The 25914-nt window shown below is 63.3% G+C and carries 30 protein-coding genes; 29 read left to right on the top strand and 1 reads right to left on the bottom strand.

Going from position 1 to position 25914, the window contains the following annotated elements; translation table 11 throughout:
- The first annotated feature begins 72 nt into the window (after positions 1-72).
- The 3 genes from rpoC to AC1RUR_RS00210 all read left to right on the top strand — a co-directional run bounded on the left by rpoC (position 73) and on the right by AC1RUR_RS00210 (position 8674).
- On the top strand, positions 73-4269 hold the full coding sequence (gene rpoC / locus AC1RUR_RS00200; protein ID WP_492840187.1) for a DNA-directed RNA polymerase subunit beta': 4197 nt from the start codon (positions 73-75) through the stop codon (positions 4267-4269).
- 192 nt (positions 4270-4461) lie between these two features.
- Positions 4462-6522, top strand: a complete 2061-nt coding sequence (locus tag AC1RUR_RS00205) for an FAD-dependent oxidoreductase (protein ID WP_492840189.1) — start codon at positions 4462-4464, stop codon at positions 6520-6522.
- A gap of 133 nt (positions 6523-6655) precedes the next feature.
- On the top strand, positions 6656-8674 hold the full coding sequence (locus AC1RUR_RS00210; protein ID WP_492840191.1) for an ABC transporter ATP-binding protein: 2019 nt from the start codon (positions 6656-6658) through the stop codon (positions 8672-8674).
- Here the strand turns inward: AC1RUR_RS00210 and AC1RUR_RS00215 are convergent.
- On the bottom strand, positions 8602-9840 hold the full coding sequence (locus AC1RUR_RS00215; RefSeq protein WP_492840193.1) for an FAD-dependent oxidoreductase: 1239 nt from the start codon (positions 9838-9840) through the stop codon (positions 8602-8604). The genes AC1RUR_RS00210 and AC1RUR_RS00215 overlap by 73 nt on opposite strands.
- Before the next feature lie 668 nt (positions 9841-10508).
- Here AC1RUR_RS00215 and rpsL point away from each other — a divergent pair.
- The 26 genes from rpsL to secY all read left to right on the top strand — a co-directional run bounded on the left by rpsL (position 10509) and on the right by secY (position 25877).
- A complete protein-coding gene (gene rpsL / locus AC1RUR_RS00220; protein WP_007603006.1) occupies positions 10509-10880 on the top strand; it encodes a 30S ribosomal protein S12 in 372 nt (123 codons plus the stop codon).
- A 15-nt stretch (positions 10881-10895) separates the two neighbouring features.
- On the top strand, positions 10896-11366 hold the full coding sequence (gene rpsG, locus AC1RUR_RS00225; protein WP_028152987.1) for a 30S ribosomal protein S7: 471 nt from the start codon (positions 10896-10898) through the stop codon (positions 11364-11366).
- A 30-nt stretch (positions 11367-11396) separates the two neighbouring features.
- On the top strand, positions 11397-13469 hold the full coding sequence (fusA, locus tag AC1RUR_RS00230; RefSeq protein WP_027549195.1) for an elongation factor G: 2073 nt from the start codon (positions 11397-11399) through the stop codon (positions 13467-13469).
- 40 nt (positions 13470-13509) lie between these two features.
- Positions 13510-14700: an elongation factor Tu gene (tuf, locus tag AC1RUR_RS00235; RefSeq protein ID WP_008136415.1), complete on the top strand. Its 1191-nt coding sequence runs from the start codon at positions 13510-13512 to the stop codon at positions 14698-14700.
- Between the two features lie 83 nt (positions 14701-14783).
- A complete protein-coding gene (gene rpsJ, locus AC1RUR_RS00240; protein WP_002712302.1) occupies positions 14784-15092 on the top strand; it encodes a 30S ribosomal protein S10 in 309 nt (102 codons plus the stop codon).
- A 53-nt stretch (positions 15093-15145) separates the two neighbouring features.
- Entirely contained in the window at positions 15146-15859 is a 714-nt protein-coding gene (gene rplC, locus AC1RUR_RS00245) for a 50S ribosomal protein L3 (RefSeq protein WP_492840196.1), read from the top strand.
- A 1-nt stretch (position 15860) separates the two neighbouring features.
- Positions 15861-16481: a 50S ribosomal protein L4 gene (rplD, locus tag AC1RUR_RS00250; protein ID WP_011088150.1), complete on the top strand. Its 621-nt coding sequence runs from the start codon at positions 15861-15863 to the stop codon at positions 16479-16481.
- Positions 16478-16780: a 50S ribosomal protein L23 gene (locus AC1RUR_RS00255; RefSeq protein ID WP_011088149.1), complete on the top strand. Its 303-nt coding sequence runs from the start codon at positions 16478-16480 to the stop codon at positions 16778-16780. Before rplD ends, AC1RUR_RS00255 begins: the two co-directional genes overlap by 4 nt.
- Before the next feature lie 12 nt (positions 16781-16792).
- On the top strand, positions 16793-17626 hold the full coding sequence (gene rplB, locus AC1RUR_RS00260) for a 50S ribosomal protein L2 (RefSeq protein WP_492840199.1): 834 nt from the start codon (positions 16793-16795) through the stop codon (positions 17624-17626).
- A 12-nt stretch (positions 17627-17638) separates the two neighbouring features.
- Positions 17639-17917 carry a 30S ribosomal protein S19 gene (rpsS, locus tag AC1RUR_RS00265; protein WP_008136357.1) on the top strand — a complete coding sequence of 93 codons (279 nt, stop codon included), beginning with the start codon at positions 17639-17641 and terminating at the stop codon, positions 17915-17917.
- 10 nt (positions 17918-17927) lie between these two features.
- A complete protein-coding gene (gene rplV / locus AC1RUR_RS00270) occupies positions 17928-18314 on the top strand; it encodes a 50S ribosomal protein L22 (RefSeq protein WP_008136353.1) in 387 nt (128 codons plus the stop codon).
- Between the two features lie 17 nt (positions 18315-18331).
- Positions 18332-19057: a 30S ribosomal protein S3 gene (gene rpsC, locus AC1RUR_RS00275; RefSeq protein ID WP_492840201.1), complete on the top strand. Its 726-nt coding sequence runs from the start codon at positions 18332-18334 to the stop codon at positions 19055-19057.
- A 30-nt stretch (positions 19058-19087) separates the two neighbouring features.
- A complete protein-coding gene (rplP, locus tag AC1RUR_RS00280; RefSeq protein ID WP_008136349.1) occupies positions 19088-19501 on the top strand; it encodes a 50S ribosomal protein L16 in 414 nt (137 codons plus the stop codon).
- Between the two features lie 5 nt (positions 19502-19506).
- Positions 19507-19713, top strand: a complete 207-nt coding sequence (rpmC, locus tag AC1RUR_RS00285) for a 50S ribosomal protein L29 (protein ID WP_008136348.1) — start codon at positions 19507-19509, stop codon at positions 19711-19713.
- Between the two features lie 13 nt (positions 19714-19726).
- Positions 19727-19975: a 30S ribosomal protein S17 gene (gene rpsQ, locus AC1RUR_RS00290; protein ID WP_071912842.1), complete on the top strand. Its 249-nt coding sequence runs from the start codon at positions 19727-19729 to the stop codon at positions 19973-19975.
- 84 nt (positions 19976-20059) lie between these two features.
- The gene (gene rplN / locus AC1RUR_RS00295; RefSeq protein ID WP_007603030.1) at positions 20060-20428 is read left to right on the top strand and encodes a 50S ribosomal protein L14; all 369 of its coding nucleotides are present in this window, start codon (positions 20060-20062) and stop codon (positions 20426-20428) included.
- The gene (rplX, locus tag AC1RUR_RS00300) at positions 20428-20742 is read left to right on the top strand and encodes a 50S ribosomal protein L24 (protein ID WP_007603031.1); all 315 of its coding nucleotides are present in this window, start codon (positions 20428-20430) and stop codon (positions 20740-20742) included. The genes rplN and rplX overlap by 1 nt, the downstream gene beginning before the upstream one ends.
- Positions 20735-21292 carry a 50S ribosomal protein L5 gene (gene rplE / locus AC1RUR_RS00305; RefSeq protein WP_011088141.1) on the top strand — a complete coding sequence of 186 codons (558 nt, stop codon included), beginning with the start codon at positions 20735-20737 and terminating at the stop codon, positions 21290-21292. Before rplX ends, rplE begins: the two co-directional genes overlap by 8 nt.
- Before the next feature lie 46 nt (positions 21293-21338).
- Positions 21339-21644 carry a 30S ribosomal protein S14 gene (rpsN, locus tag AC1RUR_RS00310; protein ID WP_492825178.1) on the top strand — a complete coding sequence of 102 codons (306 nt, stop codon included), beginning with the start codon at positions 21339-21341 and terminating at the stop codon, positions 21642-21644.
- A gap of 14 nt (positions 21645-21658) precedes the next feature.
- Positions 21659-22057, top strand: coding sequence for a 30S ribosomal protein S8 (gene rpsH / locus AC1RUR_RS00315; RefSeq protein WP_492840204.1), 399 nt, complete (start codon positions 21659-21661; stop codon positions 22055-22057).
- A gap of 16 nt (positions 22058-22073) precedes the next feature.
- Positions 22074-22607, top strand: a complete 534-nt coding sequence (gene rplF, locus AC1RUR_RS00320) for a 50S ribosomal protein L6 (protein ID WP_492840206.1) — start codon at positions 22074-22076, stop codon at positions 22605-22607.
- A gap of 11 nt (positions 22608-22618) precedes the next feature.
- Positions 22619-22981, top strand: coding sequence for a 50S ribosomal protein L18 (gene rplR, locus AC1RUR_RS00325; protein ID WP_007603036.1), 363 nt, complete (start codon positions 22619-22621; stop codon positions 22979-22981).
- A gap of 44 nt (positions 22982-23025) precedes the next feature.
- On the top strand, positions 23026-23616 hold the full coding sequence (gene rpsE / locus AC1RUR_RS00330) for a 30S ribosomal protein S5 (RefSeq protein WP_492840209.1): 591 nt from the start codon (positions 23026-23028) through the stop codon (positions 23614-23616).
- Positions 23617-23641: 25 nt separating this feature from the next.
- Complete coding sequence (rpmD, locus tag AC1RUR_RS00335; protein ID WP_011088137.1) at positions 23642-23836, top strand: 50S ribosomal protein L30; 195 nt, start codon at positions 23642-23644, stop codon at positions 23834-23836.
- 74 nt (positions 23837-23910) lie between these two features.
- A complete protein-coding gene (gene rplO / locus AC1RUR_RS00340) occupies positions 23911-24396 on the top strand; it encodes a 50S ribosomal protein L15 (protein ID WP_492840211.1) in 486 nt (161 codons plus the stop codon).
- Between the two features lie 149 nt (positions 24397-24545).
- Positions 24546-25877: a preprotein translocase subunit SecY gene (gene secY / locus AC1RUR_RS00345; RefSeq protein WP_492840213.1), complete on the top strand. Its 1332-nt coding sequence runs from the start codon at positions 24546-24548 to the stop codon at positions 25875-25877.
- The last annotated feature ends 37 nt before the right edge of the window (positions 25878-25914 follow it).

The following is a 25914-nucleotide window of genomic DNA, read 5'->3' on the forward strand; positions in this document are numbered from 1 at the left end:
GAGGGCAGGGCGCCCCGCTCGAGTGATTTTCGAATTTGCCGCCGGAGGCGACCGGCGCGCGAGGAGAAGACGATGAACCAAGAAATTATGAATCTCTTCAATCCGACGACTCCGGCTCAGGTCTTCGACCAGATCCGGATCTCGATCGCGTCTCCAGAGAAGATTCTGTCCTGGTCCTACGGCGAGATCAAGAAGCCGGAGACCATCAACTACCGCACCTTCAAGCCCGAGCGCGACGGCCTGTTCTGCGCCCGCATCTTCGGGCCGATCAAGGACTACGAGTGCTTGTGCGGCAAGTACAAGCGCATGAAGTACAAGGGCATCATCTGCGAGAAGTGCTCGGTCGAGGTCACGCTGTCGCGCGTCCGGCGCGAGCGCATGGGCCATATCGAGCTTGCAGCCCCCGTCGCCCACATCTGGTTCCTGAAGTCGCTGCCTTCGCGCATCGGCCTCCTGCTCGACATGACGCTGAAGGATCTCGAGCGGATCCTCTACTTCGAATACTACGTCGTGCTCGAGCCGGGCCTCACCGCGCTGAAGGACCGTCAGCTGCTGTCGGAAGACGAGTATCTGAAGGCGCAGGACGAGTACGGCCAGGATTCCTTCACCGCCATGATCGGCGCCGAAGCGATCCGCGAGCTGCTCAAGGGCATGGACCTCGAGAAGCTCGAGGCCTCCTTGCGCATCGAGATGCAGGAGACCGACTCCGACATCAAGCACAAGAAGCTCGCCAAGCGCCTGAAGATCGTCGAGGCGTTCCGCCACTCCGGCAACAAGCCGGAATGGATGATCATGACCGTGGTCCCGGTGATTCCGCCGGATCTGCGTCCGCTGGTGCCGCTGGACGGCGGCCGCTTCGCGACCTCTGATCTCAACGACCTCTACCGCCGCGTCATCAACCGCAACAACCGCTTGAAGCGGCTGATGGAGCTGCGCGCGCCCGACATCATCATCCGCAACGAGAAGCGCATGCTTCAGGAAGCGGTCGATGCTCTGTTCGACAACGGCCGCCGCGGCCGCGTCATCACGGGCGCCAACAAGCGCCCGCTGAAGTCGCTCGCCGACATGCTCAAGGGCAAGCAGGGTCGCTTCCGCCAGAACCTGCTCGGCAAGCGCGTCGACTATTCGGGCCGTTCGGTGATCGTGGTCGGTCCCGAGCTGCGCCTGCATCAGTGCGGCCTGCCGAAGAAGATGGCGCTCGAGCTGTTCAAGCCGTTCATCTATTCGCGGCTTGACGCCAAGGGCCTGTCCACCACGGTGAAGCAGGCCAAGAAGCTGGTCGAGAAGGAGCGGCCCGAGGTCTGGGACATCCTGGACGAGGTCATCCGCGAGCATCCGGTGCTGCTCAACCGCGCGCCGACGCTGCATCGCCTGGGCATCCAGGCGTTCGAGCCGGTGCTGATCGAGGGCAAGGCGATCCAGCTTCACCCGCTGGTCTGCTCGGCGTTCAACGCCGACTTCGACGGCGACCAGATGGCGGTGCACGTTCCGCTGTCGCTCGAAGCGCAGCTGGAAGCGCGCGTCCTGATGATGTCGACCAACAACATCCTGCATCCGGCGAACGGCCAGCCGATCATCGTGCCGTCGCAGGACATCGTGCTCGGCCTCTACTACGTCTCGATCATGCGCGAAGGTCTGCCCGGCGAGGGCAAGATCTTCGGCGACATGGCCGAGCTCGAGCACGCGCTGCACGCGAAGGTCATCCACCTCCACACCAAGATCAAGTACCGGTGGCAGGGCATGGATGAGACCGGCAAGGTCTCGACGCGCTGGATCGAGACCACCGCCGGCCGCGTCATGCTCGGCAATCTGCTGCCGAAGAACCCGCGGATTTCGTACGAGATCATCAACAAGCTGATGACCAAGCGCGAAATCTCGGGCGTCATCGACCAAGTCTACCGTCACTGCGGTCAGAAGGAGACGGTGATCTTCTGCGACCGCATCATGGCACTCGGTTTCTACAACGCGTTCAAGGCAGGCATCTCGTTCGGCAAGGACGACATGGTCGTGCCGCACGGCAAATGGAAGATCGTCGACACCACCCGTACGCTGGCGAAGGATTTCGAGCAGCAGTACAACGACGGTCTGATCACCCATGGCGAGAAGTACAACAAGGTCGTCGACGCCTGGTCGAAGGCCACGGAAGAAATCGCCAAGGCGATGATGAAGGAGATCTCCTCGACCAAGAAGACGGCGAGCGGGGCCGATGCCGACATCAACTCGATCTACATGATGGCCCACTCCGGTGCCCGCGGTTCGCCGGCCCAGATGCGCCAGCTCGCCGGCATGCGCGGCCTGATGGCCAAGCCGTCGGGTGAGATCATCGAGACGCCGATCATCTCGAACTTCAAGGAAGGCCTCTCGGTGCTCGAGTACTTCAACTCGACCCACGGCGCCCGCAAGGGCCTCGCGGACACCGCGTTGAAGACCGCGAACTCGGGCTACCTGACCCGTCGTCTCGTCGACGTCGCGCAGGACTGCATCATCACGCAGAGCGACTGCGGCACCAAGCTCGGCATCAAGATGCGCGCCATCGTCGATGCCGGCACCGTGGTTGCTTCGCTCGGCTCGCGCATCCTCGGACGCACGGCCTGCGAAGACATCCGTGACAGCTCCGGCAAGGTGATCATCAAGCGCGATACGCTGATGGAAGAGAGCCATCTGGACGCCATCCAGCAGGGTGGCGTGCAGGAGGTGAAGATCCGCTCGGCGCTGACCTGCGAGCTCGTCAACGGCATCTGCGGCAAGTGCTACGGCCGCGACCTCGCTCGCGGCACGCCGGTCAACCACGGTGAAGCCGTCGGCGTCATCGCGGCGCAGTCGATCGGTGAGCCGGGCACCCAGCTCACCATGCGTACCTTCCACATCGGTGGTGCGGCGCAGCTCAACGAGCAGTCCTTCGTCGAAGCCAACTTCGACGGCAAGATCGTGATCCGGAACAAGGCCATCGCCCGCAACAGCGAAGGTCACCTGATCGCGATGGTGCGCAACATGGTGGTGGCGATCGTCGATGCCGACGGCACCGAGCGTGCGACGCACCGCGTCCAGTACGGATCGCGCCTGCACGTCGACGAAGGCGACATGGTCAAGCGTGGCCAGCGCATCGTCGAGTGGGATCCCTACACCCGTCCGCTGCTCACCGAAGTCGAAGGTACCATCGGCTTCGAGGATCTGGTCGAAGGGCAGTCGATCTCGGAAACGCTCGACGAGGCCACCGGTATCGCCAAGCGCGTGGTCATCGACTGGCGCTCGACCCGCGGCGGCTCGGACCTGCGTCCGGCCATCGTGGTCAAGGGCAAGGACGGCAAGGTGCTCAAGCTCGCCCGTGGCGGCGATGCCCGCTACATGCTGTCGGTCGACGCCATTCTCTCGGTCGACGTCGGAGCCAAGGTCAATCCGGGCGACATTCTCGCCCGTGTCTCGACTGAAAGCGCCAAGACGCGTGACATCACCGGCGGTCTGCCGCGGGTGGCGGAACTGTTCGAGGCGCGGCGCCCGAAGGATGCGGCGATCATCGCCGAAATCGCGGGCACCATCCGGTTCGGGCGCGACTACAAGAACAAGCGTCGCATCTCGATCGAGCCGATGGACAAGACCGACGAGCCGCGCGAGTACCTGATCCCGAAGGGCAAGCACATCCACCTTCAGGACGGCGACGTTGTCGAAAAGGGCGACTTCATCGTGGAAGGCAACCCGGCGCCGCACGACATTCTGGCGGTCAAGGGCATCGAGGAACTCGCGGCCTATCTGGTCAACGAGATCCAGGAGGTCTACCGGCTCCAGGGCGTGCTCATCAACGACAAGCACATCGAGGTGATTGTCCGTCAGATGCTCCAGAAGGTGGAAGTCACCGACCAGGGCGACACGGACATGATCTCCGGCGAGCAGGTCGACAAGATCGAGTTCGACGCGCTGAACGAGAAGGCCAAGGAAGAGGGCAAGAAGATCGCCACGGGAACGCCGGTTCTGCTCGGCATCACCAAGGCGAGCCTCCAGACCCGCTCCTTCTTCTCGGCGGCCTCGTTCCAGGAGACCACCCGCGTCCTCACGGAAGCGGCGGTCAACGGCAAGGTCGATCCGCTCGAAGGCCTCAAGGAGAACGTCATCGTCGGCCGGCTGATCCCGGCGGGCACCGGCGCCTCGATGGCCAAGATCCGCGAAGTCGCCATGAAGCGCGACAAGCTGATCCTCGACGAGCGCGAGAAGCAGGCGGCCGTCGTGTCGCCGGCGCCGGAAGCGGAGCTTCCCGCGCTGCCGCCTGCGGAATGATCGTTCATCCGTAGGAATACCGAGGACAATGAAAAGGCCGGCGAAAGCCGGCCTTTTTGCTGCTTTCTTTGCTTGCTGCGATGCGGGATCAACCTTTGTTCATCTTTCCTTCAGGCGTAAAAGCGCTTTTGCTAGGAGAGTTTAGACCGGTGGTCCCGTGACGGGGGCAGGGCCGGAGACCACGGAACTCATATGCTTGATCTCGCAATCGTAGGCGGCGGCCCCGGCGGGCTGATGAGCGCCTGGTATCTGAAGCGTAAGCTCGGCGACCTCTGCCGCGTCACCATCTATGAGGCGTCCGACCGACTCGGTGGCAAGATCGTCACCCGCAAATTCGATTCCGCGCCCGCGATGTACGAAGCCGGCGTTGCCGAGATCTACGACTACTCGATGACGGGGCCGGATCCGCTGCGCGAGCTGATCCAGCATTTCGGGCTCCAGACGATTCCGATGGATGCCGAGCAGGTGCAGTTCGGCGGCGAACTGCTCAACGACGTCGCAGGCATGCGCCGCAAATATGGTGCGAAGACCGCGGCCGCGATCGAGGCGTTCCGCGCGCACTGCGCCGAGGTGATGTCGCCGGTGGAGTATTACGAAGGCGTCGGCGCGCACGACAACGAGAATCCCTGGGCCTACAAGACCGCCGAGCAGGTGCTCGACGAGGAGGTCGAGGACGAGACCGCAAAGCGCTTCTTCAAGGTGATGGCGCGTTCCGACATCGCGACCGAGAGCCACAACACCAACGGCCTCAACGCACTCAAGAACTACCTGATGGACGTCGACGGCTATATCGGCCTCTATTCGATCCAGAACGGCAACGAGCAGCTGATCGAGTGCCTCCAGTCGGAGGTCAATGCCGACATCCAGCTCAATCACCGCGTGCTCACCGTCGGCAAGGCGCCGACCGGCCGCTACCAGCTCAAGATGATGAACGGCAAGGGACCGGAGACGCGTGACTTCGATCTCGTGCTGGTCTGCCTGCCGCATTCCTGGCTCGCCACGGTCGGCTGGGAAGGCGAGCAGTTGCGCAAGTCGATGGTCAAGCACGTGTCGTATTTCGATCGTCCCGCGCATTACCTGCGCGTCTCGATCCTGTTCGATACGCCGTTCTGGGGCGACAAGATTGCCGGCGCCTGGTTCATGTCGGAAGCCTTCGGCGGCTGCTGCGTCTACAACGAGGGCGCGCGCCACGACGTCGGCAAGCACGGCGTGTTGAACTGGCTCATTCCCGGCTCCGACGCGCTTGCCTTCGCCAATCTGTCGGACCAGGAGCTGATCGCCGCTGCGCTGAAATCGCTGCCGGCTTCCCTCGGTGATGCGCGCGCGCATTTCATGGAAGGCAAGATTCACCGCTGGCTGTCGTCGGTAAACGCGATTCCCGGCGGTCTGCCCGTGCGCGACGTCATGACCAACCACCGGCCCGAGCCGAAGGAGCATCCCGGCATCGTCGTGGTCGGCGACTATCTGTTCGATTCGACGCTGAACGGCCTGCTCGATTCCTCGGACGCTGCGACCGACATCATCCTCACCGAGATGATGCGCCTGCGCCGCGAACGTGCGCAGGACGACAAACCGCTCTCCGACAAGATCGATCGCGATTATTTCGAGAATTATCGCGGCCTCGGCCCCTATCGCGAGGCATGGCGTCACTTCACCGATCCCGACTATCTCAGCAAGCTGATCGGCATCGTCTGGAGCAAGCCCAAGGGCGCCAAGCTCTTGGTCGCGGGCTCGGCCAGCGGCGAATTGGTCGGCGCGCTGCGCGACCGCGGCATCGATGCCTACGGCATCGAGAACAACCGCGCCATCCATGCCAAAACGCCGAAGGCACTGAAGAAGTACAACAAGCTCGGCTCGATCACCGACATGCCGTTCAAGGACGGCACCTTCGACTTCGTGTTCGAGACCAGCCTCTGCCACGTTTCCCCGAAGCAGGTGGTCCGCGCGATCCGCGAGCTCAATCGCGTGGTCAAGACCGGCGTCGTGTTCGGCTCGATCACCTCGGACATGGCCTCGGCCGTGATCGACCGCTACGACCTCTTGCGCGGGGTCAAAAAACTCGGCACCTGGTGGGAATGGTCCGAACTGTTCTTCGGCAATGGCTTCGATCTGTCGATGCACCGCAAGGACTGCACCGATGCGCTCTGGGAAGCGACGCTCGCCGCCAACAAGGGCCCGAGCCAGTGGTACGCCGACGCCGACAGTCTGCGCTATTCCTTCTTCGACAAGGTCGAAGACGAGGACGACGAGTAGCCGCAGGGACCGGACCGGATTCGCCAATTGCTTTGCCGAATTCATTCTGATCGCATAGAATCAGGGCAATAGCGGTTGCCGCTATTCCCTGCTTTCTCTGCGGTCATGCCGGCCGTCAGCATTCGTTGGTTTCATGGCGTCCAAGCCTCCCCCTCCCGACAAACAGAAGCTCGCCGCGGAAGAGGCGGCCGAGCTCGACAAGCTTACCCCCGCCGCCAAGCCGGACCTCGAAGACGACGAGGACGACGAAGGCGAGGAGGATGACGAGCTGGAGCTCGATGACGACGATGAGGACGAGGATCTCGTCGTCTTTACCGCGCGCGAGGCCGCCGGCGCGCTCGCGACCATCGTGGGTTTCGTCAAGCCCTATCTGGCCAACTACAAGCGGATGCTGTCGTTCGTGGCGTTCGGCGTCTTCGTCGAGACGCTGTTCAACGTCATCATGCCGCTCAGCCTCAAGTTCCTGATCGACGACGCGCTCGGTGAGGAGGATTTTCAGGCGCTGTACAAGATCCTCGGCGTGCTCGCGGTCGCCGGCATCTTCACCTCGATCGTTGCGGTCTGGTACGAGCGCTGGGACGCACGGTTGGCCGCCTGCATCATCTCCGACGTCCGCAAGCACCTGTTCGAGCACGTCCAGGATCTGCCGGCGGCCTATTTCGGTCGCACCAAGCGCGGCGAGATCCTGTCGCGTTTTTCCGTCGACCTTGCGGCCTTTGAGGGCGCCGTCAAGACCTTCGCCAATAGCGCGGCGCTGCCGTTCCTCGAGTTGATCGCGGGCATCATCCTGATGGTGTTCCTGAACTGGCAGCTCGCGGTGGTTGCGCTCCTGGTGTTTCCGATCACGCTGATCGGTCCGCGCATGCTGACGCCGAAGGCGGTGCAGGCCAACTACGAGCAGAAGCTCAACGAATCCACGCTGCTCGGCATGGTGCAGGAGAACGTGGCGGCGCAGGCCGTGATCAAGGCGTTCAGCCTGCAACGCAAGATGTTCGGCTTCTTCACCTTCCGCAACGACGAGACCCGCAACAGGATCGCCTCAGCCACGTTCCTGTCGACCATGGTGGAGCGGACGGTCACCATCTCGGTGCTGCTCCTGCATCTCGTGGTGCTCGCGATCGGTGCGTATCTGGCGACCAAGGGCCAGATCACCATCGGGACCTTCGTCACCTTCGAGAGCGCGTTCTGGGAGGTCTCCTACAACATCGCCCATGTGATGCATTTCATCCCGGTGTCGATCTCCTCGGCCGCCGCGATCCGGCACATCCAGGAACTGCTCGACGAGCCGACGCGCGGGGCCGATCGGACCGGCGCGCCCGATCTGCCGCGCATCACCCACGACATCACCTTCGATCGCGTCACCTTCCAGTACGAGGGCAGCCAGACGCCGGTGCTCGACAATCTCAGCCTCAAGCTCGATGTCGGTAAGCGCATCGCCATCGTCGGCCCCTCGGGCTCCGGCAAGAGCACGCTGCTCAACCTGATCCTGCGGCTCTACGTGCCCGACGAGGGCCGCGTCACCATCGACGGTGTCGACGTCCGCAAGGTGACGCTGGATTCGCTGCGCCGGAGCATGGCGGTGGTGTTTCAGGAGAACATGCTGTTCAACATGTCGATCCGCGAGAACATCCGGCTCGGCAAGGAGGGGGCGACCGATGTGGAGGTGGAGGAGGCGGCCAAGAAGGCCGAGATCCATCGCTACATCATGAGCCTGCCGCAACGCTACGACACGCCGGTTGGTGAGCGCGGCGATACCTTGTCGGGCGGCCAGCGCCAGCGCATCGCGATCGCGCGCGCGATCATCCGCAACCCGTCGGTGCTGCTGCTGGACGAAGCCACCTCGGCGCTGGACCAGACCACGGAGGCCGCGATCAACCGGACGCTGCTGAAGGTCGCCAAGGGCCGCACCATGATCTGGTCGACCCACCGCCTGACCTCGGTGGTCGAGATGGACGAGATCATCGTGATTTCAGGGGGCAGGGCGATCGAGCGCGGGTCGCACGCGGAGCTGCTCGCCAAAAACGGCACCTACCGCAAGCTCTGGAACGACCAGATCCACCAGCCGCATGGCGCTGTGGCTCAGGCCGACGACGACAGCGAGGATGAAGAAGATCTCGAGGATGACGAGGACGAGGACGACGAGGAGGAGTGACCGAGGAAGTTCGGCTCCAGATGGAAGGTGCCACCAAGCGGTCGCAACAAGCCTTGGGCCGACCAGGCGATGAAGCGCGCCCAGCGCTGCGCCGTCCAGTAGGGGCTCGTCGCGATCGAGACTGAGCGGAAGTCGAACGCCTTGGCTGCGGACCACGCGTCGCAGGCCTGCTTGACCGGATCAGCGTAGAAGCCTGCGATCTTGGCCGCATTCATCCCGTCGGAGGAAAGCCACTGCGGGATGTAGACGTTGCAGAGCCGTTCGACGTCGGTGAAGACCTTGTCGCAGCCGGTGCCGGCGGCGGGGCAGGAGGTTGCGAACGCGTCGCCGACCAGCACGATTCCGGGCTGGCCGCGGGGGTCGTTCACGTAGAGATCGACCGGACGGACCTTCATCTCGCCGGGGATGTCGAAGGCGCCGGTGATGCGTTTGAGACGCGGCAGCGCGGCATCCAGCGTCTCAGCTGGAGCGCGGCGCAGCTCGCGCAGCCAGGGATCGTCGAAGCCGCGATAGACGAACAGATTGGCGCGCATCCGCGTGCCGATCGGAAACAGCGTGATGTAGGGGATGCGGTCGCTCGGCCGCTCCGAGAAATAGGTCAGCGCCGGGAAGTCGAACGAATTTCGCCCGGCCGGCACCACGTCGAACCCGATCGAGATCGAATGGCAGGTGCTGACGACCCTTCGCGCGATGCCGAGCTGATGGCGCAGGCCGACATTCAGGCCGTTGGCGAGCACCACCAGGCGGGCCGAGACTGTTTCGTCGCTGGAGAGCGTGATTCTCTGCCGCTCGGGGCTCGTCTCGACCGCGATCGCCTTGGCGCAGATACGCTCGACGGCCGCGGGGATTTCGTCGCGGACGGCATTGACCAGGGAATCGTAGAGAATGTTGAACTGCCGGCTCGGTGCCTTGTCGAGCAGGCGGCCGAAGCGGGCGATCCAGTTCTCGCCGGCAAAGGTCGCGCGGCGCAGCACTGATTCTGCGATTCCGGTCTTCAAGAATCGCTCGACCTGGACGTGGCCGCTGAGTTTTTCGACTCGAAAGTCCGCCGGATAGCTCTCATGCGGATCGATCAGCACCGTCGAAATGCCGGCGCGGCCGAGCATTGCGGCGGCGGTCGAGCCGGACAATCCCCCGCCGATAATGGCAATGTCGGTGTACCGCATGGCGCTAATCTCCGCCGAAGGCGGCAGTTTGACGCATCAACAGGAAAAAAAGCCTTAGCGGGGGTTATAAAAGTATATTTCACCCGGATATAATTAGGTCTAGGGCTAGCGGAACGGACACTTCGTTCCCACATGGTGGAAGCGCGGTGAGGGCGGCAAACAGGCGAATTCCATAGGCGCGAGAAGCGCTTTCTGACTGTCGTTTCGCCTTGACTTGATCGATTCCCACTTATAGAAAGCGCCTCACTTAACGACAGGCGGTGAGCATCGCCAACGTCGGTACGGAGCACCTGTCTGGCCTTTTAGGTCGTTTGGCAGGCACCAACCTCGACGAATGCCGCTCAAACGCTGTCGATCATAGCTAGGCAATGCCAGTGCGATTTTAGTTCTCTTGAGCACGTTCTCTTGAGATCGAACTCGGATGCATGACCTCAGTGCGCGGGCTGCGGCGACAAGCTGACCGGTCCGACTACTGCGGTCCTCTGTGGCGTCGAAGCGCTTTCCGCTCGTTGATGGAGCGGTTGGCGCAATTTCGCTTTGTGCGGATTGTTCCGCGGAAGGCGGCCCCGTCGGGCGGGTAGCTCGAAACGAATTGCGGTTCCGGCAACGGGCCGCGGCAAGACAGCGGACCCGAAGGGGGCCGCGGCAGAACAAAGGGTAAGGCCAGGATGCCGACGATCAACCAGCTGATCGCTCAACCGCGTGAAGTGCAGAAGTCGCGCAAGAAGGTGCCGGCGCTGCAGCAGTCGCCGCAGAAGCGTGGTGTTTGCACCCGCGTCTACACCACGACCCCGAAGAAGCCGAACTCGGCGCTTCGTAAGGTTGCCAAGGTGCGCCTGACCAACGGCTTCGAGGTGATCGGCTACATTCCCGGCGAGGGCCATAACCTCCAGGAGCACTCGGTGGTCATGATCCGCGGCGGCCGCGTCAAGGACTTGCCCGGCGTGCGCTACCACATCCTCCGCGGCGTTCTGGATACCCAGGGCGTCAAGAACCGTAAGCAGCGTCGTTCGAAGTACGGCGCCAAGCGTCCGAAGTAAGCGGGAACCAGTCCTATGTCTCGTCGCCATTCAGCGGAAAAGCGCGAAGTTCTCCCGGATCCGAAGTTCGGGAACATCATCGTCACGAAGTTCATGAACTCGGTGATGTACGCCGGCAAGAAGTCGGTCGCCGAAGGCATCGTCTACGGTGCGTTCGGTATCATCGAAGCCAAGACCAAGCAGAGCCCGCTCGGCGTGTTCGAGCAGGCGCTCGAGAACGTCATGCCGACGATCGAAGTGCGCTCCCGTCGCGTCGGTGGTGCGACCTACCAGGTTCCGGTCGAAGTTCGTTCGACCCGCCGTCAGGCGCTGGGCATCCGCTGGCTGATCTCGGCCGCGCGCGAGCGCAACGAGAAGACGATGACCGAGCGGCTCTCGGCTGAGCTCCTGGACGCCTCGAACAACCGCGGCAACGCCGTCAAGAAGCGCGAAGACGTGCACCGGATGGCGGAAGCCAACCGCGCCTTCTCGCACTATCGCTGGTAACGGCGACACACGGAATCTAAGGAACAGCCCATGCCTCGCGTTCATGCCATAGAGAACTACCGCAATTTCGGTATCATGGCGCATATCGATGCCGGCAAGACCACGACGACCGAGCGCATCCTCTATTACACCGGCAAGAGCCACAAGATCGGCGAAGTGCACGAAGGTGCCGCGACGATGGACTGGATGGAGCAGGAGCAGGAGCGTGGCATCACGATCACCTCGGCTGCGACCACCGCCTTCTGGGCCGGCAAGCGCCTGAACATCATCGACACCCCCGGCCACGTCGACTTCACCATCGAAGTCGAGCGTTCGCTGCGCGTGCTCGACGGCGCCGTCTGCGTGCTCGACTCGAACCAGGGCGTCGAGCCCCAGACCGAGACCGTCTGGCGCCAGGGCGACAAGTACAAGGTTCCGCGCATCGTCTTCGCCAACAAGATGGACAAGACCGGCGCCGACTTCTTCAAGTGTCTGGCCGACATCGTCGACCGCCTCGGCGCCAAGCCGATCGCGATCCAGCTTCCGATCGGCGCCGAGAACAACTTCAAGGGTCTCGTCGACCTCGTGAAGATGCAGGGCATCATCTGGAACGACGAGTCGCTCGGCGCGAAGTTCGACTATGTCGACATCCCGGAAGATATGGTCGAGCAGGCCAAGGAATACCGCGAGAAGATGGTGGAAGCCGCCGTCGAGCTCGACGACGATGCTCTGGCTGCCTTCCTCGACGGCAACGAGCCGGACGAAGCGACCCTGAAGCGCCTGATCCGCAAGGCGGTGCTGACCGGCGCGTTCTATCCCGTGCTGTGCGGTTCGGCCTTCAAGAACAAGGGCGTGCAGCCGCTGCTCGACGCCGTCGTCGACTATCTGCCGTCGCCGATCGACGTGCCCGCGATCAAGGGCACCGACGACCGCGGCAACGAGGTCGTGCGCAAGGCCGACGACAAGGAGCCGCTCGCGCTGCTCGCGTTCAAGATCATGGACGACCCGTTCGTCGGCACCATCACCTTCTGCCGCATCTACTCCGGCGTTCTGCAGAGCGGCACCGGCGTCGTGAACTCGACCCGCGAGAAGAAGGAGCGCATCGGGCGCATGCTGCTGATGCATGCGAACAACCGCGAAGACATCAAGGAAGCCTATGCCGGCGACATCGTCGCGCTGGCCGGCCTGAAGGAAGCGCGCACCGGCGACACGCTGTGCGATCCCGACAAGCAGGTGATCCTGGAGAAGATGGAATTCCCCGAGCCGGTCATCGAGATCGCGATCGAGCCGAAGTCCAAGGCCGACCAGGAGAAGCTGGGCGTGGCGCTGGCCAAGCTCGCTGCGGAGGATCCGTCCTTCCGCGTGTCGACCGACCAGGAGTCCGGCCAGACCATCCTCAAGGGCATGGGCGAGCTCCATCTCGACATCAAGGTCGACATCCTCAAGCGCACCTACAAGGTCGACGCCAACATCGGCGCGCCGCAGGTTGCGTTCCGTGAGCGCGTCACCAAGAAGGCCGAGGTCAAGTACACCCACAAGAAGCAGACCGGCGGTACCGGTCAGTTCGCGGAAGTGTCGATCGTGGTCGAGCCGAATGAGCCCGGCAAGGGTTACGAGTTCGAGTCCAAGATCGTCGGCGGTGCGGTTCCGAAGGAATACATCCCCGGCGTGGAAAAGGGCCTCAACAGCGTGATGAGCTCTGGCGTGGTCGCGGGCTTCCCCGTGGTCGACGTGAAGGTTCAGCTCGTCGACGGCAAGTACCACGACGTCGACTCGTCGGCGCTCGCCTTCGAAATCGCATCGCGCGCGGCATTCCGCGAAGCCTTGCAGAAGGGCAAGTCCGTCCTGCTCGAGCCGATCATGAAGGTCGAAGTGGTGACCCCGGAAGACTATACCGGCTCGGTCATCGGCGACCTGAATTCCCGGCGCGGTCAGATCCAGGGTCAGGACATGCGCGGCAACGCCAACGTCATCAACGCGATGGTGCCGCTCATGAACATGTTCGGTTACGTGAATAACCTGCGCTCGATGAGCCAGGGTCGCGCAACCTTCACCATGCAGTTCGATCACTACGCAGAAGCGCCGGCCAACGTGTCGGCAGAAGTCCAAAAGAAGTTTGCCTGATTGTCGTCGGTCTCAAGCTGACGATTGAACGGAGAGTCAAATGGCCAAAGCAAAGTTTGAACGTAACAAGCCGCACTGCAACATCGGCACCATCGGTCACGTCGACCATGGCAAGACGTCGCTGACCGCGGCGATCACCAAGGTTCTCGCCGAAGCCGGCGGTGCGACGTTCACCGCGTACGATCAGATCGACAAGGCGCCGGAAGAGAAGGCGCGCGGCATCACCATCTCGACCGCGCACGTCGAGTACGAGACGCCGAACCGCCACTACGCCCACGTCGACTGCCCCGGCCACGCCGACTACGTGAAGAACATGATCACCGGCGCCGCCCAGATGGACGGTGCGATCCTGGTCGTGTCGGCCGCCGACGGCCCGATGCCGCAGACCCGCGAGCACATCCTGCTCGCCCGCCAGGTCGGCGTGCCCGCGCTCGTCGTGTTCCTCAACAAGTGCGACATGGTCGACGATCCGGAGCTGCTCGAGCTCGTCGAGCTCGAAGTCCGCGAGCTGCTCTCGAAGTACGACTTCCCGGGCGACAAGATCCCGATCATCAAGGGCTCGGCGCTCGCCGCTCTCGAAGATTCCGACAAGAAGCTCGGCCACGACGCCATCCTCGAACTGATGAAGAACGTCGACGAGTACATTCCGCAGCCGGAGCGTCCGATCGACCAGCCGTTCCTGATGCCGGTTGAAGACGTGTTCTCGATCTCGGGCCGCGGCACCGTCGTGACCGGCCGTGTCGAGCGCGGCATCGTCAAGGTCGGCGAGGAAATCGAGATCGTCGGTCTGCGCGCGACCCAGAAGACCACCGTCACCGGCGTCGAAATGTTCCGCAAGCTGCTCGATCAGGGCCAGGCCGGCGACAACATCGGTGCGCTGCTTCGCGGCACCAAGCGCGAGGACGTCGAGCGCGGCCAGGTGCTGTGCAAGCCGGGTTCGGTCAAGCCGCACACCAAGTTCAAGGCCGAGGCTTACATCCTCACCAAGGAAGAGGGCGGTCGTCACACTCCGTTCTTCACCAACTACCGTCCGCAGTTCTACTTCCGCACCACCGACGTGACCGGTGTCGTGCATCTGCCGGAAGGCACCGAGATGGTGATGCCGGGCGACAACATCGCGATGGAAGTGCACCTGATCGTGCCGATCGCGATGGAAGAGAAGCTCCGCTTCGCGATCCGCGAAGGTGGCCGCACCGTCGGCGCCGGCGTCGTCGCCTCGATCATCGAGTAACAAGCGAATAGGGAATGGTGAGTGGCGAATAGGGAGTTCTATTCGCTACTCGCTACTCGCCACTCACTAGAGAAAGCACGGCAATGAACGGCCAAAACATTCGTATCCGTCTCAAGGCGTTCGACCATCGTATCCTCGATACGTCGACCCGCGAGATCGTGAACACGGCGAAGCGCACCGGCGCGCAGGTCCGCGGACCCATTCCGCTGCCTACCCGCATCGAGAAGTTCACCGTCAACCGTTCGCCCCACGTCGACAAGAAGAGCCGCGAACAGTTCGAGATGCGCACCCACAAGCGTCTGCTCGACATCGTCGATCCGACCCCGCAGACCGTCGATGCTTTGATGAAGCTCGACCTGGCCGCCGGTGTCGACGTCGAGATCAAGCTCTAAGATTTTTGGATCCCGTTCGCTCAAAGCGGACAGAAAGAACAGGAAGCAAGCCGATGCGCTCCGGAGTGATCGCACAAAAGGTCGGGATGACGCGGGTCTTTACGGAGGCCGGCGAACATATCCCCGTGACCGTGCTGAAGCTCGGCAATTGCCAGGTCGTAGGCCACCGCACCGAAGAGAAGAACGGTTACGTCGCGCTCCAGCTTGGTTCTGGCAGCCGCAAGACCGTTTACATGCCCAAGGCGGAGCGCGGCCAGTTCGCGGTCGCCAAGGTCGAGCCGAAGCGCCGGGTCGAGGAATTCCGCGTCACCGCGGATGCCATGATCCCGGTCGGCGCCGAGATCCAGGCCGATCACTTCGTCGTCGGCCAGTTCGTCGACGTCACCGGCACCTCGGTCGGTAAGGGCTTCGCCGGCGGCATGAAGCGCTGGAACTTCGGCGGTCTGCGCGCCACGCACGGTGTGTCGATCTCGCACCGCTCGATCGGTTCGACCGGTGGCCGTCAGGATCCCGGCAAGACCTGGAAGAACAAGAAGATGCCCGGCCACATGGGTGTCGACCGCATCACCACGCTCAACCTGCGAGTCGTTCAGCTCGATGTCGAGCGCGGCCTGATCCTCGTCGAAGGCGCCGTTCCCGGCTCCAAGGGCGGCTGGATCCGCGTGCGCGACGCCGTCAAGAAGCCGCTGCCGAAGGAAGCTCCGAAGCCCGGCAAGTTCAAGGTTGCTGGCGACGCGGAAGCCGCCCCGGCTGCGCAGGAGGCGTGAGATGGAATTGAAGGTCACGACCCTCGAAGGTAAGGAAGCCGGCTCGGTCCAGCTTTCCGACGCCATTTTCGGCCTCGAGCCGCGCCAGGACATCATTGCGCGTTGCGTGCAGTGGCAGCTCAACAAGCGTCAGGCCGGCACCCATAAGGCCAAGGGCCGCGCCGAGATCTGGCGCACCGGCAAGAAGATGTACAAGCAGAAGGGCACCGGCGGTGCTCGTCACGGCTCGGCCCGCGTGCCGCAGTTCCGCGGCGGCGGTCGTGCCTTCGGTCCGGTGGTGCGTTCGCACGCCACCGACCTGCCGAAGAAGGTCCGTGCGCTGGCGCTGAAGCATGCGCTGTCGGCCAAGGCCAAGGACGGCGACCTGCTGGTGATCGACAAGGCCGCGCTGGAAGCCGCCAAGACCAAGGCGCTGCTCGGTCACTTCTCGGGCCTGGGGCTCACCAACGCGCTGATCATCGACGGCGCCGAGCTCAACAACGGTTTTGCCGCTGCGGCCCGCAACATTCCGAACATGGACGTGCTGCCGATCCAGGGCATCAACGTCTATGACATCCTGCGCCGTCAGAAGCTCGTTCTGACCAAGGCCGCCATCGATGCGCTGGAGGCGCGCTTCAAATGACGAAGAACATTGAGCCTCGCCACTACGACGTGATCGTCGCTCCGGTCGTCACCGAAAAGGCGACGCTGGCGTCCGAGCACAACAAGGTCCTGTTCAAGGTGGCTGCGAAGGCGACCAAGCCGCAGATCAAGGAAGCGATCGAGAAGCTGTTCGACGTCAAGGTCAAGAGCGTCAACACGCTGGTCCGTAAAGGCAAGACCAAGGTCTTCCGCGGCAATCTCGGTTCGCAGTCGAACACCAAGCGCGCGATCGTGACCCTCGAAGAGGGCCACCGGATCGACGTCACCACCGGTCTGTAAGGTCGTACGACGATGGCACTGAAGACATTCAATCCCACGACGCCAGGCCAGCGCCAACTGGTCATGGTCGATCGTTCGGCCCTGTACAAGGGCAAGCCGGTCAAGGCGCTCACCGAGGGCAAGCACTCCTCGGGCGGTCGCAACAACACCGGTCGCATCACCGTGCGCTTCCGCGGCGGCGGTCACAAGCAGACGCTGCGCATCGTCGACTTCAAGCGCGACAAGGTTGATGCGCCCGCGACGGTCGAGCGGCTGGAGTACGATCCGAACCGCACCGCGTTCATCGCGCTGGTGAAGTATGAGGACGGCACCCAGGCCTATATTCTGGCGCCGCAGCGCCTGGCCGTGGGTGACACCATCGTCGCCGGCAACTATGTCGACGTGAAGCCGGGCAACGTCATGCCGCTCGGCAACATGCCGGTCGGTACGATCATCCACAACATCGAGGTCAAGATCGGGAAGGGCGGCCAGCTCGCCCGTTCCGCGGGCACCTACGCCCAGCTCGTCGGTCGCGACCAGGACTACGTGATCATCCGCCTGAATTCGGGTGAGCAGCGTCTGGTGCACGGCCGTTGCCGCGGCACGATCGGCGCGGTGTCGAACCCCGATCACATGAACACGTCGATCGGCAAGGCCGGCCGCAACCGTTGGCTGGGCCGCAAGCCGCATAACCGCGGTGTCTCGATGAACCCGATCGACCATCCGCACGGCGGTGGTGAAGGTCGTACCTCGGGCGGCCGTCACCCGGTCACCCCGTGGGGCAAGCCGACCAAGGGCAAGAAGACCCGCTCCAACAAGTCGACCAACAAATTCATTCTCCTAAGCCGCCACAAGCGGAAGAAGTAAGGAACGCCGGACATGGTTCGTTCAGTCTGGAAAGGCCCGTTCGTCGAGGGTTCTCTGCTCAAGAAGGCAGATGCCGCGCGCGCGTCCGGCCGTCACGACGTCATCAAGATCTGGAGCCGTCGCTCGACGATCCTGCCGCAATTCGTCGGCCTGACCTTCGGCGTCTACAACGGTCAGAAGCACGTGCCGGTGGCCGTCAACGAGGAAATGGTCGGTCACAAGTTCGGCGAGTTCTCGCCGACCCGGACCTTCCATGGCCACTCCGGCGACAAGAAAGCCAAGAAGGCTTGAGGATTAAACGATGAGCAAACCTAAGCGCGAACGGAGCCTCGCCGAGAACGAGGCCAAGGCGGTCGCCCGGATGCTGCGGGTGAGCCCGCAGAAGCTCAACCTGGTCGCCCAGCTCATTCGCGGCCGGAAGGCGGCTGCTGCGCTCGCCGACCTGCAGTTTTCGCGCAAGCGGATCGCGGTCGACGTGAAGAAGTGCCTGGAATCGGCTATCGCCAATGCCGAGAACAACCACGACCTCGACGTCGATGATCTCGTCGTGGCGCAGGCTTTCGTCGGCAACGGCCTCGTGATGAAGCGCTTTGCCGCCCGCGGCCGAGGCCGTTCGGGCCGCGTCTACAAACCATTTTCGCAGCTGACGATCATCGTTCGTCAGGTCGAAGCCGAAGCAGCCGCTTAAGGGCGCAGGAGAACACGATGGGTCAAAAGATCAATCCGATCGGTCTGCGTCTCGGCATCAACCGTACCTGGGATTCCCGCTGGTTCGCCGGCAAGCAGGAATACGGCAAGCTGCTGCACGAGGACGTCAAGATCCGCGAGATCCTGCACAAGGAGCTCAAGCAGGCGGCCGTCGCCCGCATCGTGATCGAGCGTCCGCACAAGAAGTGCCGCGTCACCATCCACTCGGCTCGTCCGGGCGTGGTGATCGGCAAGAAGGGCGCCGACATCGACAAGCTGCGCAAGCGGGTCGCGGACATCACCTCGTCCGACGTCGTCATCAACATCGTCGAGATCCGCAAGCCGGAGCTCGATGCGACGCTGGTGGCAGAGTCGATCGCGCAGCAGCTGGAGCGCCGCGTGGCGTTCCGCCGCGCCATGAAGCGCGCCGTGCAGTCGGCGATGCGTCTCGGCGCGGAAGGCATCCGTATCAACTGCTCGGGACGTCTGGGCGGTGCGGAAATCGCGCGTATGGAGTGGTACCGCGAAGGTCGCGTGCCGCTGCACACGCTGCGCGCGGACATCGACTACGGCGTTGCGACCGCGTTCACGACCTTCGGCACCTGCGGCGTCAAGGTCTGGATCTTCAAGGGCGAGATCCTCGAGCACGATCCGATGGCCCAGGACAAGAGAATGGCCGAAGGCGAGACCAGCGGCGGTGGTGATCGTGGTGGCCGTGGGCGCCGCGACAGCGCTGCGGCCTGAGCCAGCACAGGGATTTGAGGGCTTAAAGCCATGATGCAACCTAAGAAAACGAAGTTCCGGAAGGCGCATAAGGGCCGCATCCACGGCGTTGCGTCTTCGGGCGCGACGTTGGCGTTCGGCCAGTTCGGCCTGAAGGCGACCGAGCCGGAGCGCGTCACTGCGCGCCAGATCGAAGCCGCCCGCCGCGCGCTGACCCGTCACATGAAGCGCGCCGGCCGCGTCTGGATCCGCGTGTTCCCCGACGTTCCGGTGTCGAAGAAGCCGGCCGAAGTCCGCATGGGCTCCGGCAAGGGTTCGCCGGAATTGTGGGTCGCGCGCGTCAAGCCGGGCCGGGTGCTGTTCGAGATCGACGGCGTCAACACCCAGACGGCGCGTGAAGCGCTGACCCTGGCGGCCGCCAAGCTGCCGATCAAGACGCGCTTCGTCGAGCGCATTGCGGAGTAATGGCCATGGCCCAGATGAAGATCGAAGACATCCGCGCGATGAGCCCTGATCAGCAGGATGACGCCATCCTGAACCTGAAGAAGGAGCGCTTCAATCTGCGCTTCCAGCGCGCCACCGGGCAGCTCGAGAACACCTCGCGCCTGCGCGAGGCTCGCCGTGACATCGCCCGCATCAAGACCGTCGCCGCGCAGAAGCGCGCGAAAGAGAAGTAAGGGGCTTACGAATATGCCGAAACGTACTTTGCAGGGCGTGGTCGTCAGCGACAAGACTGCCAAGACCGTCGTGGTGCGCGTCGATCGCCGCTTCACCCACCCGATCTACAAGAAGACGATCCGCCGTTCGAAGAACTACCACGCGCACGACGAGGACAACCAGTTCAAGCCGGGCGACATGGTGTGGATCGAGGAATCGAAGCCGATTTCGAAGTTGAAGCGCTGGATCGTGATCCGGGGCGAACACAAGAAAAGCGCCTGATCTGTTGGCTTTAGCCGACTGACATCAGGGAAATGTTGAGCGCCGGCTGGGCTGGCGCAAGAGAGAAGAGGACGAGGTGCATCAATGATTCAGATGCAGACCAACCTCGACGTGGCCGACAATTCTGGCGCACGCCGTGTCATGTGTATCAAGGTGCTCGGGGGCTCCAAGCGCCGCTACGCCACGATCGGCGACATCATCGTCGTCTCGATCAAGGAAGCGATTCCGCGTGGCAAGGTGAAGAAGGGCGACGTGATGAAGGCCGTCGTGGTGCGCGTCCGCAAGGACATCCGCCGCGCCGACGGTTCGGTCATCCGCTTCGACCGCAACGCCGCCGTGCTGATCAACAACCAGTCCGAGCCGGTCGGCACCCGTATCTTCGGGCCCGTGCCGCGCGAGCTGCGCGCCAAGAACCACATGAAGATCATCTCGCTCGCGCCGGAGGTGCTGTGATGGCTGCGAAGATCCGCAAGGGCGACAAGGTCGTCGTGCTGACCGGTCGCGACAAGGGGCGCACCGGTGAAGTGTTCGAAGTTCGCCCCGACGCCGGCACGGCGCTGGTGCGCGGCATCAACATGGTCAAGCGTCACCAGAAGCAGACGCAGGCCCAGGAGGGCGGCATCATCTCGAAGGAGTCGCCGATCCAACTGTCCAACATCGCGTATGTCGGCAAGGACGGAAAGCCGACCCGCGTCGGATTCAAGATTCTGGCGGACGGCAAGAAGGTCCGCATCGCCAAGAGCTCGGGAGCTGAGATCGATGGCTGAGGCCGCTTACACGCCGCGCCTGCGCGCGGAATACGATGCGAAGATCCGCACGGCGATGACCGAGAAGTTCGGTTACGAGAACGTCATGCAGGTTCCGCGCCTGGACAAGGTCGTGCTGAACATGGGCGTTGGCGATTCCGTCAACGACCGCAAGAAGGCCGAGACCGCCGCTGCCGAGCTGACCCAGATTGCCGGCCAGAAGGCGATCGTGACCTATTCGCGTATCGCGATCGCGACCTTCAAGCTGCGTGAAAACCAGCCGATCGGCTGCAAGGTCACGCTGCGCAAGGCCCGCATGTACGAGTTCATCGATCGCCTGGTGACGGTCGCGCTGCCGCGCGTCCGCGACTTCCGCGGCCTGAACCCGAAGAGCTTTGACGGCCGCGGCAACTACTCGCTCGGCATCAAGGAACACATCATTTTCCCCGAGATCGACTTCGACAAGGTCACGGAAGCCCGCGGTATGGACATCACCGTCTGCACCACGGCCAAGACCGACGAAGAGGCGAGGGCCTTGTTGACCGCTTTCAATTTCCCGTTCCGGCAGTGAGACGCTGAGCTAAAGCCTCTCAAACGCGGATACCCAGGAGCCAAGCATGGCAAAGAAGAGTTCAATCGAGAAGAACAACCGGCGCAAGCGGATGGCGAAGAACGCCGCCCCGAAGCGTGCGCGGTTGAAGGCGATCATCGCCGACAAGACGCTGCCGATGGAGGAGCGGTTCGCCGCCACCCTGAAGCTTGCGGAAATGCCGCGCAACTCGTCGGCGACCCGCATCCGTCTGCGTTGCGAGCTGTCGGGCCGTCCGCGCTCGAACTACCGCAAGAACAAGCTGTCCCGTATCGCGCTGCGCGACCTTGGCTCCAAGGGCATGGTCCCGGGCCTCGTGAAGTCGAGCTGGTAAGGAGGGTCGTTTAGATGTCTACGCACGATCCAATCAGCGATCTGATCACCCGCATCCGCAACGCTCAGATGCGCTCCAAGAGCAAGGTCTCCACGCCTGGCTCGAAGATGCGCGAGAACGTGCTCGAGGTGCTGAAGTCCGAGGGCTACATCCGCGGCTATGCCACGGTCGAGCATTCCTCGGGCCGCAGCGAGATCGAGATCGAGCTGAAGTATTTCGACGGCGAGCCCGTCATCCGCGAGATCGAGCGAGTCTCCAAGCCCGGGCGCCGTGTCTACGCCTCGGTGAAGGCTCTGCCGCGGGTCAATAACGGACTCGGTATTTCGGTGTTGTCGACGCCGAAGGGGATCATGGCCGACCACAGTGCGCGCGAAGCGAACGTGGGCGGTGAAGTCCTCTTCACGGTGTTCTGAGAAGGATTTTTGATCCATGTCACGAGTTGGCAAAAGGCCTGTTGCGGTTCCGTCCGGTGTGACCGCGACCGTCGATGGGCAGACCGTCAAGATGAAGGGGCCGAAGGGCCAGCTTCAGTTCGTCGTCCATGACGACGTCGAGGTGAAGCTCGAGAACGGCCAGGTCAAGGTGAACCCGCGGGTCGAGACCAATCGCGCGCGGGCTCTGTACGGTACCGCTCGCGCCCAGGTCGCGAATCTGGTCGAAGGCGTCACCAAGGGCTTCGAGAAGAAGCTCGAGATCACCGGCGTCGGTTACCGCGCCGCGATGCAGGGCAAGAACCTGCAGCTCGCGCTCGGCTACAGCCACGACGTGGTCTATGCGATCCCGGAAGGGATCACGATCACCGTGCCGAAGCCGACCGAGATCACGGTGGCGGGCAGCGACATTCAGCGCGTCGGCCAGGTCGCGGCCGAAATTCGCTCCTATCGTCCGCCGGAGCCCTACAAGGGCAAGGGCGTGAAGTATGTGGGCGAATTCATCTTCCGCAAGGAAGGCAAGAAGAAGTAACGGAGCCGGTCATGTCGAAAGCCAAGGTTACGAATGCCCGGCGCAAGCGGAGTGTGCGGCTGAAGCTGCGCCGCTCCGGTGGTGGCCGTCCGCGCCTGTCGGTGTTCCGCTCGTCCAAGCACATCTACGCCCAGGTCATCGATGACCTGAAGGGCGAGACGCTGGCCTCTGCCTCCTCGCTCGAGAAGTCGATGCGCGACGGCGGCAAGACCGGTGCCGACATCGATGCGGCGAAGGCGGTCGGCAAGCTGCTGGCCGAGCGCGCCGCCGAGAAGGGTGTCAAGGAAGTCGTGTTCGATCGCGGCAGCTACCTCTATCACGGGCGCGTCAAGGCTCTTGCCGACGCGGCGCGTGAGAGCGGGCTGAGCTTCTAACAGAATTTGAGGATTGAGGCGTAAGCCTCCGAAGGATTGGAAAAATGGCAGAACGCGAACAACGTGGTGGACGCGATCAACGCGGCGGACGTGACCGCAAGGAGCGCGAGGAGCGCGACAGCGAGTTCGTCGACAAGCTGGTCCACATCAACCGCGTGGCCAAGGTCGTCAAGGGCGGCAAGCGCTTCGGTTTCGCTGCGCTGGTCGTGATCGGCGACCAGAAGGGCCGCGCAGGTTTCGGTCACGGCAAGGCGCGCGAAGTGCCCGAGGCGATTCGCAAGGCCACTGAATCGGCCAAGCGCAACCTGACCCGCGTCTCGCTGCGCGAGGGCCGTACGCTCCATCACGACATCGCCGGCCGTCATGGCGCGGGCCGTGTCTATCTGCGTGCAGCTCCGGCCGGTACGGGCATCATAGCCGGCGGTCCGATGCGCGCCGTGTTCGAGACGCTCGGCGTCCAGGACGTGGTGGCGAAGTCGATCGGCTCGTCGAACCCGTACAACATGGTGCGCGCGACTTTCGACGCGCTGAAGCACCAGGATTCGCCGCGTTCGGTCGCAGCCCGCCGCAACATCAAGGTGTCCACCCTCCAGTCCCGCCGTATCGGCGGTGATGCCGAGGCGGCTGCCGACTAACGGAAGCTTTTCGGAGTAGACCACGATGGCCAAGGCCGCAAAGACGATCAAGCTCGAGCAGACCGGCAGCGCGATCCGCCGCCATCACTCGCAGCGTTCGACGCTGATCGGGCTCAAGCTCAACAAGATCGGCCGCACCAGCGAACTGCCGGACACCCCGGCCGTGCGCGGCATGATCGAGAAGGTTCACCATCTCGTCCGCATCGTCGACGAGAAGTAAGCAAGGGCGCATGATCCCGAAAGCGGGCACCCGTTTTCGGTGAAGATCATGCGCAAGAAACAAGGAGAAGGGCGATGAAGCTCAGCGATATCGCCGACAACGCCGGCTCGCGCAAGAAGCGTATGCGCGTCGGCCGCGGCATCGGTTCGGGCAAGGGCAAGCAGTCCGGCCGCGGCGGCAAGGGCCAGACCGCGCGTTCGGGCGTGCGCATCAAGGGTTTCGAAGGCGGCCAGATGCCGATGCATCGCCGTCTGCCCAAGCGCGGCTTCAACAACATCTTCCGCGTCGAGTTCGCCGAGATCAATCTCGACCGGCTCCAGGAAGCGGTCGATGCCAAGAAGATCGATACCGGCAGCGTCGTGAATGTCGAGGCCCTGGTGAAGGGCGGCGTGCTGCGCCGCGCCAAGGCCGGCCTGCGGCTGCTCGGCCGCGGCGAGCTCAAGTCCAAGCTCAACATCGAAGTGCACGGCGCCACCAAGACCGCGATCGAGGCGGTCGAGAAGGCCGGCGGCTCGGTGAAGATCCTCGCCCCTGCCAAGGAAGAAGGCGAGGCGGCGTAACAACTGCGTCATTGGCCCGCGGATCGCGGGCCTTTACGCATGAGGGACGTGGACTTATCGAAGCCGAGCCCCAGATAATGTCCGGCGTCCGCTAAAACTAGCCCGGCCGCGGGCATGACGGCGCAACAGGCGGCGGGAGAAAGTCCAAGATGGTCTCTGCAGCGGAACAACTGGCAGCCAATCTCAATTTCGGCGCGTTTGCCAAGGCCGACGAACTGAAGAAGCGCATCTGGTTCACCCTGGGTGCGCTGCTCGTTTATCGGCTCGGGACCTACATCCCGCTGCCTGGCATCGATCCCAACATCTGGGAGCAGGTGTTCAAGTCGCAGGCGGGCGGCATCCTCGGCATGTTCAACATGTTTGCCGGCGGCGGCATCCACCGCATGGCGATCTTCGCGCTGAACATCATGCCGTACATCTCGGCCTCGATCATCATCCAGCTCCTGACCACCGTCTCGCCGCAGCTCGAGGCGCTGAAGAAGGAAGGCGAGGCCGGCCGCAAGACACTGAACCAGTACACCCGCTATCTGACCGTCATCCTGGCCGCGTTCCAGTCCTACGGTATCGCGGTGGGCCTCGAAGGCGCCGGCAACGTCGTCAGCGACCCTGGCCTGTTCTTCCGCCTGTCCACGGCGATCACGCTGACCGGCGGCACCATGTTCCTGATGTGGCTGGGCGAGCAGATTACCTCGCGCGGCATCGGCAACGGCATCTCGCTGATCATTCTCTCCGGCATCGTCGCCGAGTTGCCCGCGGCGCTCGCCAACATGCTCGAGCTCGGCCGTCAGGGCGCGATGTCGACCGGCCTGATCCTGGTCGTCATCATCATGGCGGTCGCCGTGATCGCCTTCATCGTGTTCATGGAGCGCGCGCAGCGCCGCCTGCTGATCCAGTATCCGAAGCGCCAGGTCGGCAACAAGATGTTCGAGGGCCAGTCCTCGCATCTGCCGCTCAAGCTCAACACTTCGGGCGTGATCCCGCCGATCTTCGCGTCCTCACTGTTGCTGCTGCCGACCACGGTTGCGAACTTCAATGCGGGCAGCGGGCCGGAATGGTTCCAGTGGATCACGACCCAGCTCGGCCACGGCCGTCCGCTGTTCCTGATCATGTATCTCGCGCTGATCGTGTTCTTCGCCTTCTTCTACACCGCGATCGTGTTCAACCCGACCGAGACCGCGGACAATCTGAAGAAGCACGGCGGCTTCATTCCGGGCATCCGTCCGGGCGAGCGCACCGCCGAATACATCGACTATGTGCTGTCACGCATCACCGTGCTCGGCGCGATTTATCTCGCGATCGTCTGCTTGATCCCCGAAATCCTGATCTCCTACGCCTCGGTGCCGTTCTACTTCGGCGGCACCTCGCTGCTGATCGTCGTCAGCGTCACCATGGATACGGTGGCGCAGGTGCAGGGCTATCTCCTGGCGCACCAGTACGAAGGTTTGATCCGGAAGTCGAAGCTGCGGGGACGCCGCCGCTAGGCGCGACGTCCTCCCAAGGCGGCGCGCCCCCGCGCCG

The organism is Bradyrhizobium sp. GW821-FHT12B03 (assembly GCF_058807535.1).

What these genes read in the sequence shown, in the direction of transcription:
- rplF (WP_492840206.1), top strand. Translation starts at nt 22,074, where the DNA reads ATGTCACGAGTTGGCAAAAGGCCTGTTGCGGTTCCGTCCGGTGTGACC.
- rpsJ (WP_002712302.1), top strand. Translation starts at nt 14,784, where the DNA reads ATGAACGGCCAAAACATTCGTATCCGTCTCAAGGCGTTCGACCATCGT.
- rpmC (WP_008136348.1), top strand. Translation starts at nt 19,507, where the DNA reads ATGGCCCAGATGAAGATCGAAGACATCCGCGCGATGAGCCCTGATCAG.
- rplB (WP_492840199.1), top strand. Translation starts at nt 16,793, where the DNA reads ATGGCACTGAAGACATTCAATCCCACGACGCCAGGCCAGCGCCAACTG.
- rpoC (WP_492840187.1), top strand. Translation starts at nt 73, where the DNA reads ATGAACCAAGAAATTATGAATCTCTTCAATCCGACGACTCCGGCTCAG.
- rplR (WP_007603036.1), top strand. Translation starts at nt 22,619, where the DNA reads ATGTCGAAAGCCAAGGTTACGAATGCCCGGCGCAAGCGGAGTGTGCGG.
- AC1RUR_RS00210 (WP_492840191.1), top strand. Translation starts at nt 6,656, where the DNA reads ATGGCGTCCAAGCCTCCCCCTCCCGACAAACAGAAGCTCGCCGCGGAA.
- secY (WP_492840213.1), top strand. Translation starts at nt 24,546, where the DNA reads ATGGTCTCTGCAGCGGAACAACTGGCAGCCAATCTCAATTTCGGCGCG.
- tuf (WP_008136415.1), top strand. Translation starts at nt 13,510, where the DNA reads ATGGCCAAAGCAAAGTTTGAACGTAACAAGCCGCACTGCAACATCGGC.
- rplX (WP_007603031.1), top strand. Translation starts at nt 20,428, where the DNA reads ATGGCTGCGAAGATCCGCAAGGGCGACAAGGTCGTCGTGCTGACCGGT.
- AC1RUR_RS00215 (WP_492840193.1), bottom strand. Translation starts at nt 9,840, where the DNA reads ATGCGGTACACCGACATTGCCATTATCGGCGGGGGATTGTCCGGCTCG.
- rpsN (WP_492825178.1), top strand. Translation starts at nt 21,339, where the DNA reads ATGGCAAAGAAGAGTTCAATCGAGAAGAACAACCGGCGCAAGCGGATG.
- rplE (WP_011088141.1), top strand. Translation starts at nt 20,735, where the DNA reads ATGGCTGAGGCCGCTTACACGCCGCGCCTGCGCGCGGAATACGATGCG.
- rplO (WP_492840211.1), top strand. Translation starts at nt 23,911, where the DNA reads ATGAAGCTCAGCGATATCGCCGACAACGCCGGCTCGCGCAAGAAGCGT.
- rplP (WP_008136349.1), top strand. Translation starts at nt 19,088, where the DNA reads ATGATGCAACCTAAGAAAACGAAGTTCCGGAAGGCGCATAAGGGCCGC.
- rpsQ (WP_071912842.1), top strand. Translation starts at nt 19,727, where the DNA reads ATGCCGAAACGTACTTTGCAGGGCGTGGTCGTCAGCGACAAGACTGCC.
- rpsH (WP_492840204.1), top strand. Translation starts at nt 21,659, where the DNA reads ATGTCTACGCACGATCCAATCAGCGATCTGATCACCCGCATCCGCAAC.
- rplN (WP_007603030.1), top strand. Translation starts at nt 20,060, where the DNA reads ATGATTCAGATGCAGACCAACCTCGACGTGGCCGACAATTCTGGCGCA.
- AC1RUR_RS00255 (WP_011088149.1), top strand. Translation starts at nt 16,478, where the DNA reads ATGACGAAGAACATTGAGCCTCGCCACTACGACGTGATCGTCGCTCCG.
- rpmD (WP_011088137.1), top strand. Translation starts at nt 23,642, where the DNA reads ATGGCCAAGGCCGCAAAGACGATCAAGCTCGAGCAGACCGGCAGCGCG.
- rpsC (WP_492840201.1), top strand. Translation starts at nt 18,332, where the DNA reads ATGGGTCAAAAGATCAATCCGATCGGTCTGCGTCTCGGCATCAACCGT.
- rpsL (WP_007603006.1), top strand. Translation starts at nt 10,509, where the DNA reads ATGCCGACGATCAACCAGCTGATCGCTCAACCGCGTGAAGTGCAGAAG.
- rpsG (WP_028152987.1), top strand. Translation starts at nt 10,896, where the DNA reads ATGTCTCGTCGCCATTCAGCGGAAAAGCGCGAAGTTCTCCCGGATCCG.
- rplC (WP_492840196.1), top strand. Translation starts at nt 15,146, where the DNA reads ATGCGCTCCGGAGTGATCGCACAAAAGGTCGGGATGACGCGGGTCTTT.
- AC1RUR_RS00205 (WP_492840189.1), top strand. Translation starts at nt 4,462, where the DNA reads ATGCTTGATCTCGCAATCGTAGGCGGCGGCCCCGGCGGGCTGATGAGC.
- fusA (WP_027549195.1), top strand. Translation starts at nt 11,397, where the DNA reads ATGCCTCGCGTTCATGCCATAGAGAACTACCGCAATTTCGGTATCATG.
- rplV (WP_008136353.1), top strand. Translation starts at nt 17,928, where the DNA reads ATGAGCAAACCTAAGCGCGAACGGAGCCTCGCCGAGAACGAGGCCAAG.
- rpsE (WP_492840209.1), top strand. Translation starts at nt 23,026, where the DNA reads ATGGCAGAACGCGAACAACGTGGTGGACGCGATCAACGCGGCGGACGT.
- rplD (WP_011088150.1), top strand. Translation starts at nt 15,861, where the DNA reads ATGGAATTGAAGGTCACGACCCTCGAAGGTAAGGAAGCCGGCTCGGTC.
- rpsS (WP_008136357.1), top strand. Translation starts at nt 17,639, where the DNA reads ATGGTTCGTTCAGTCTGGAAAGGCCCGTTCGTCGAGGGTTCTCTGCTC.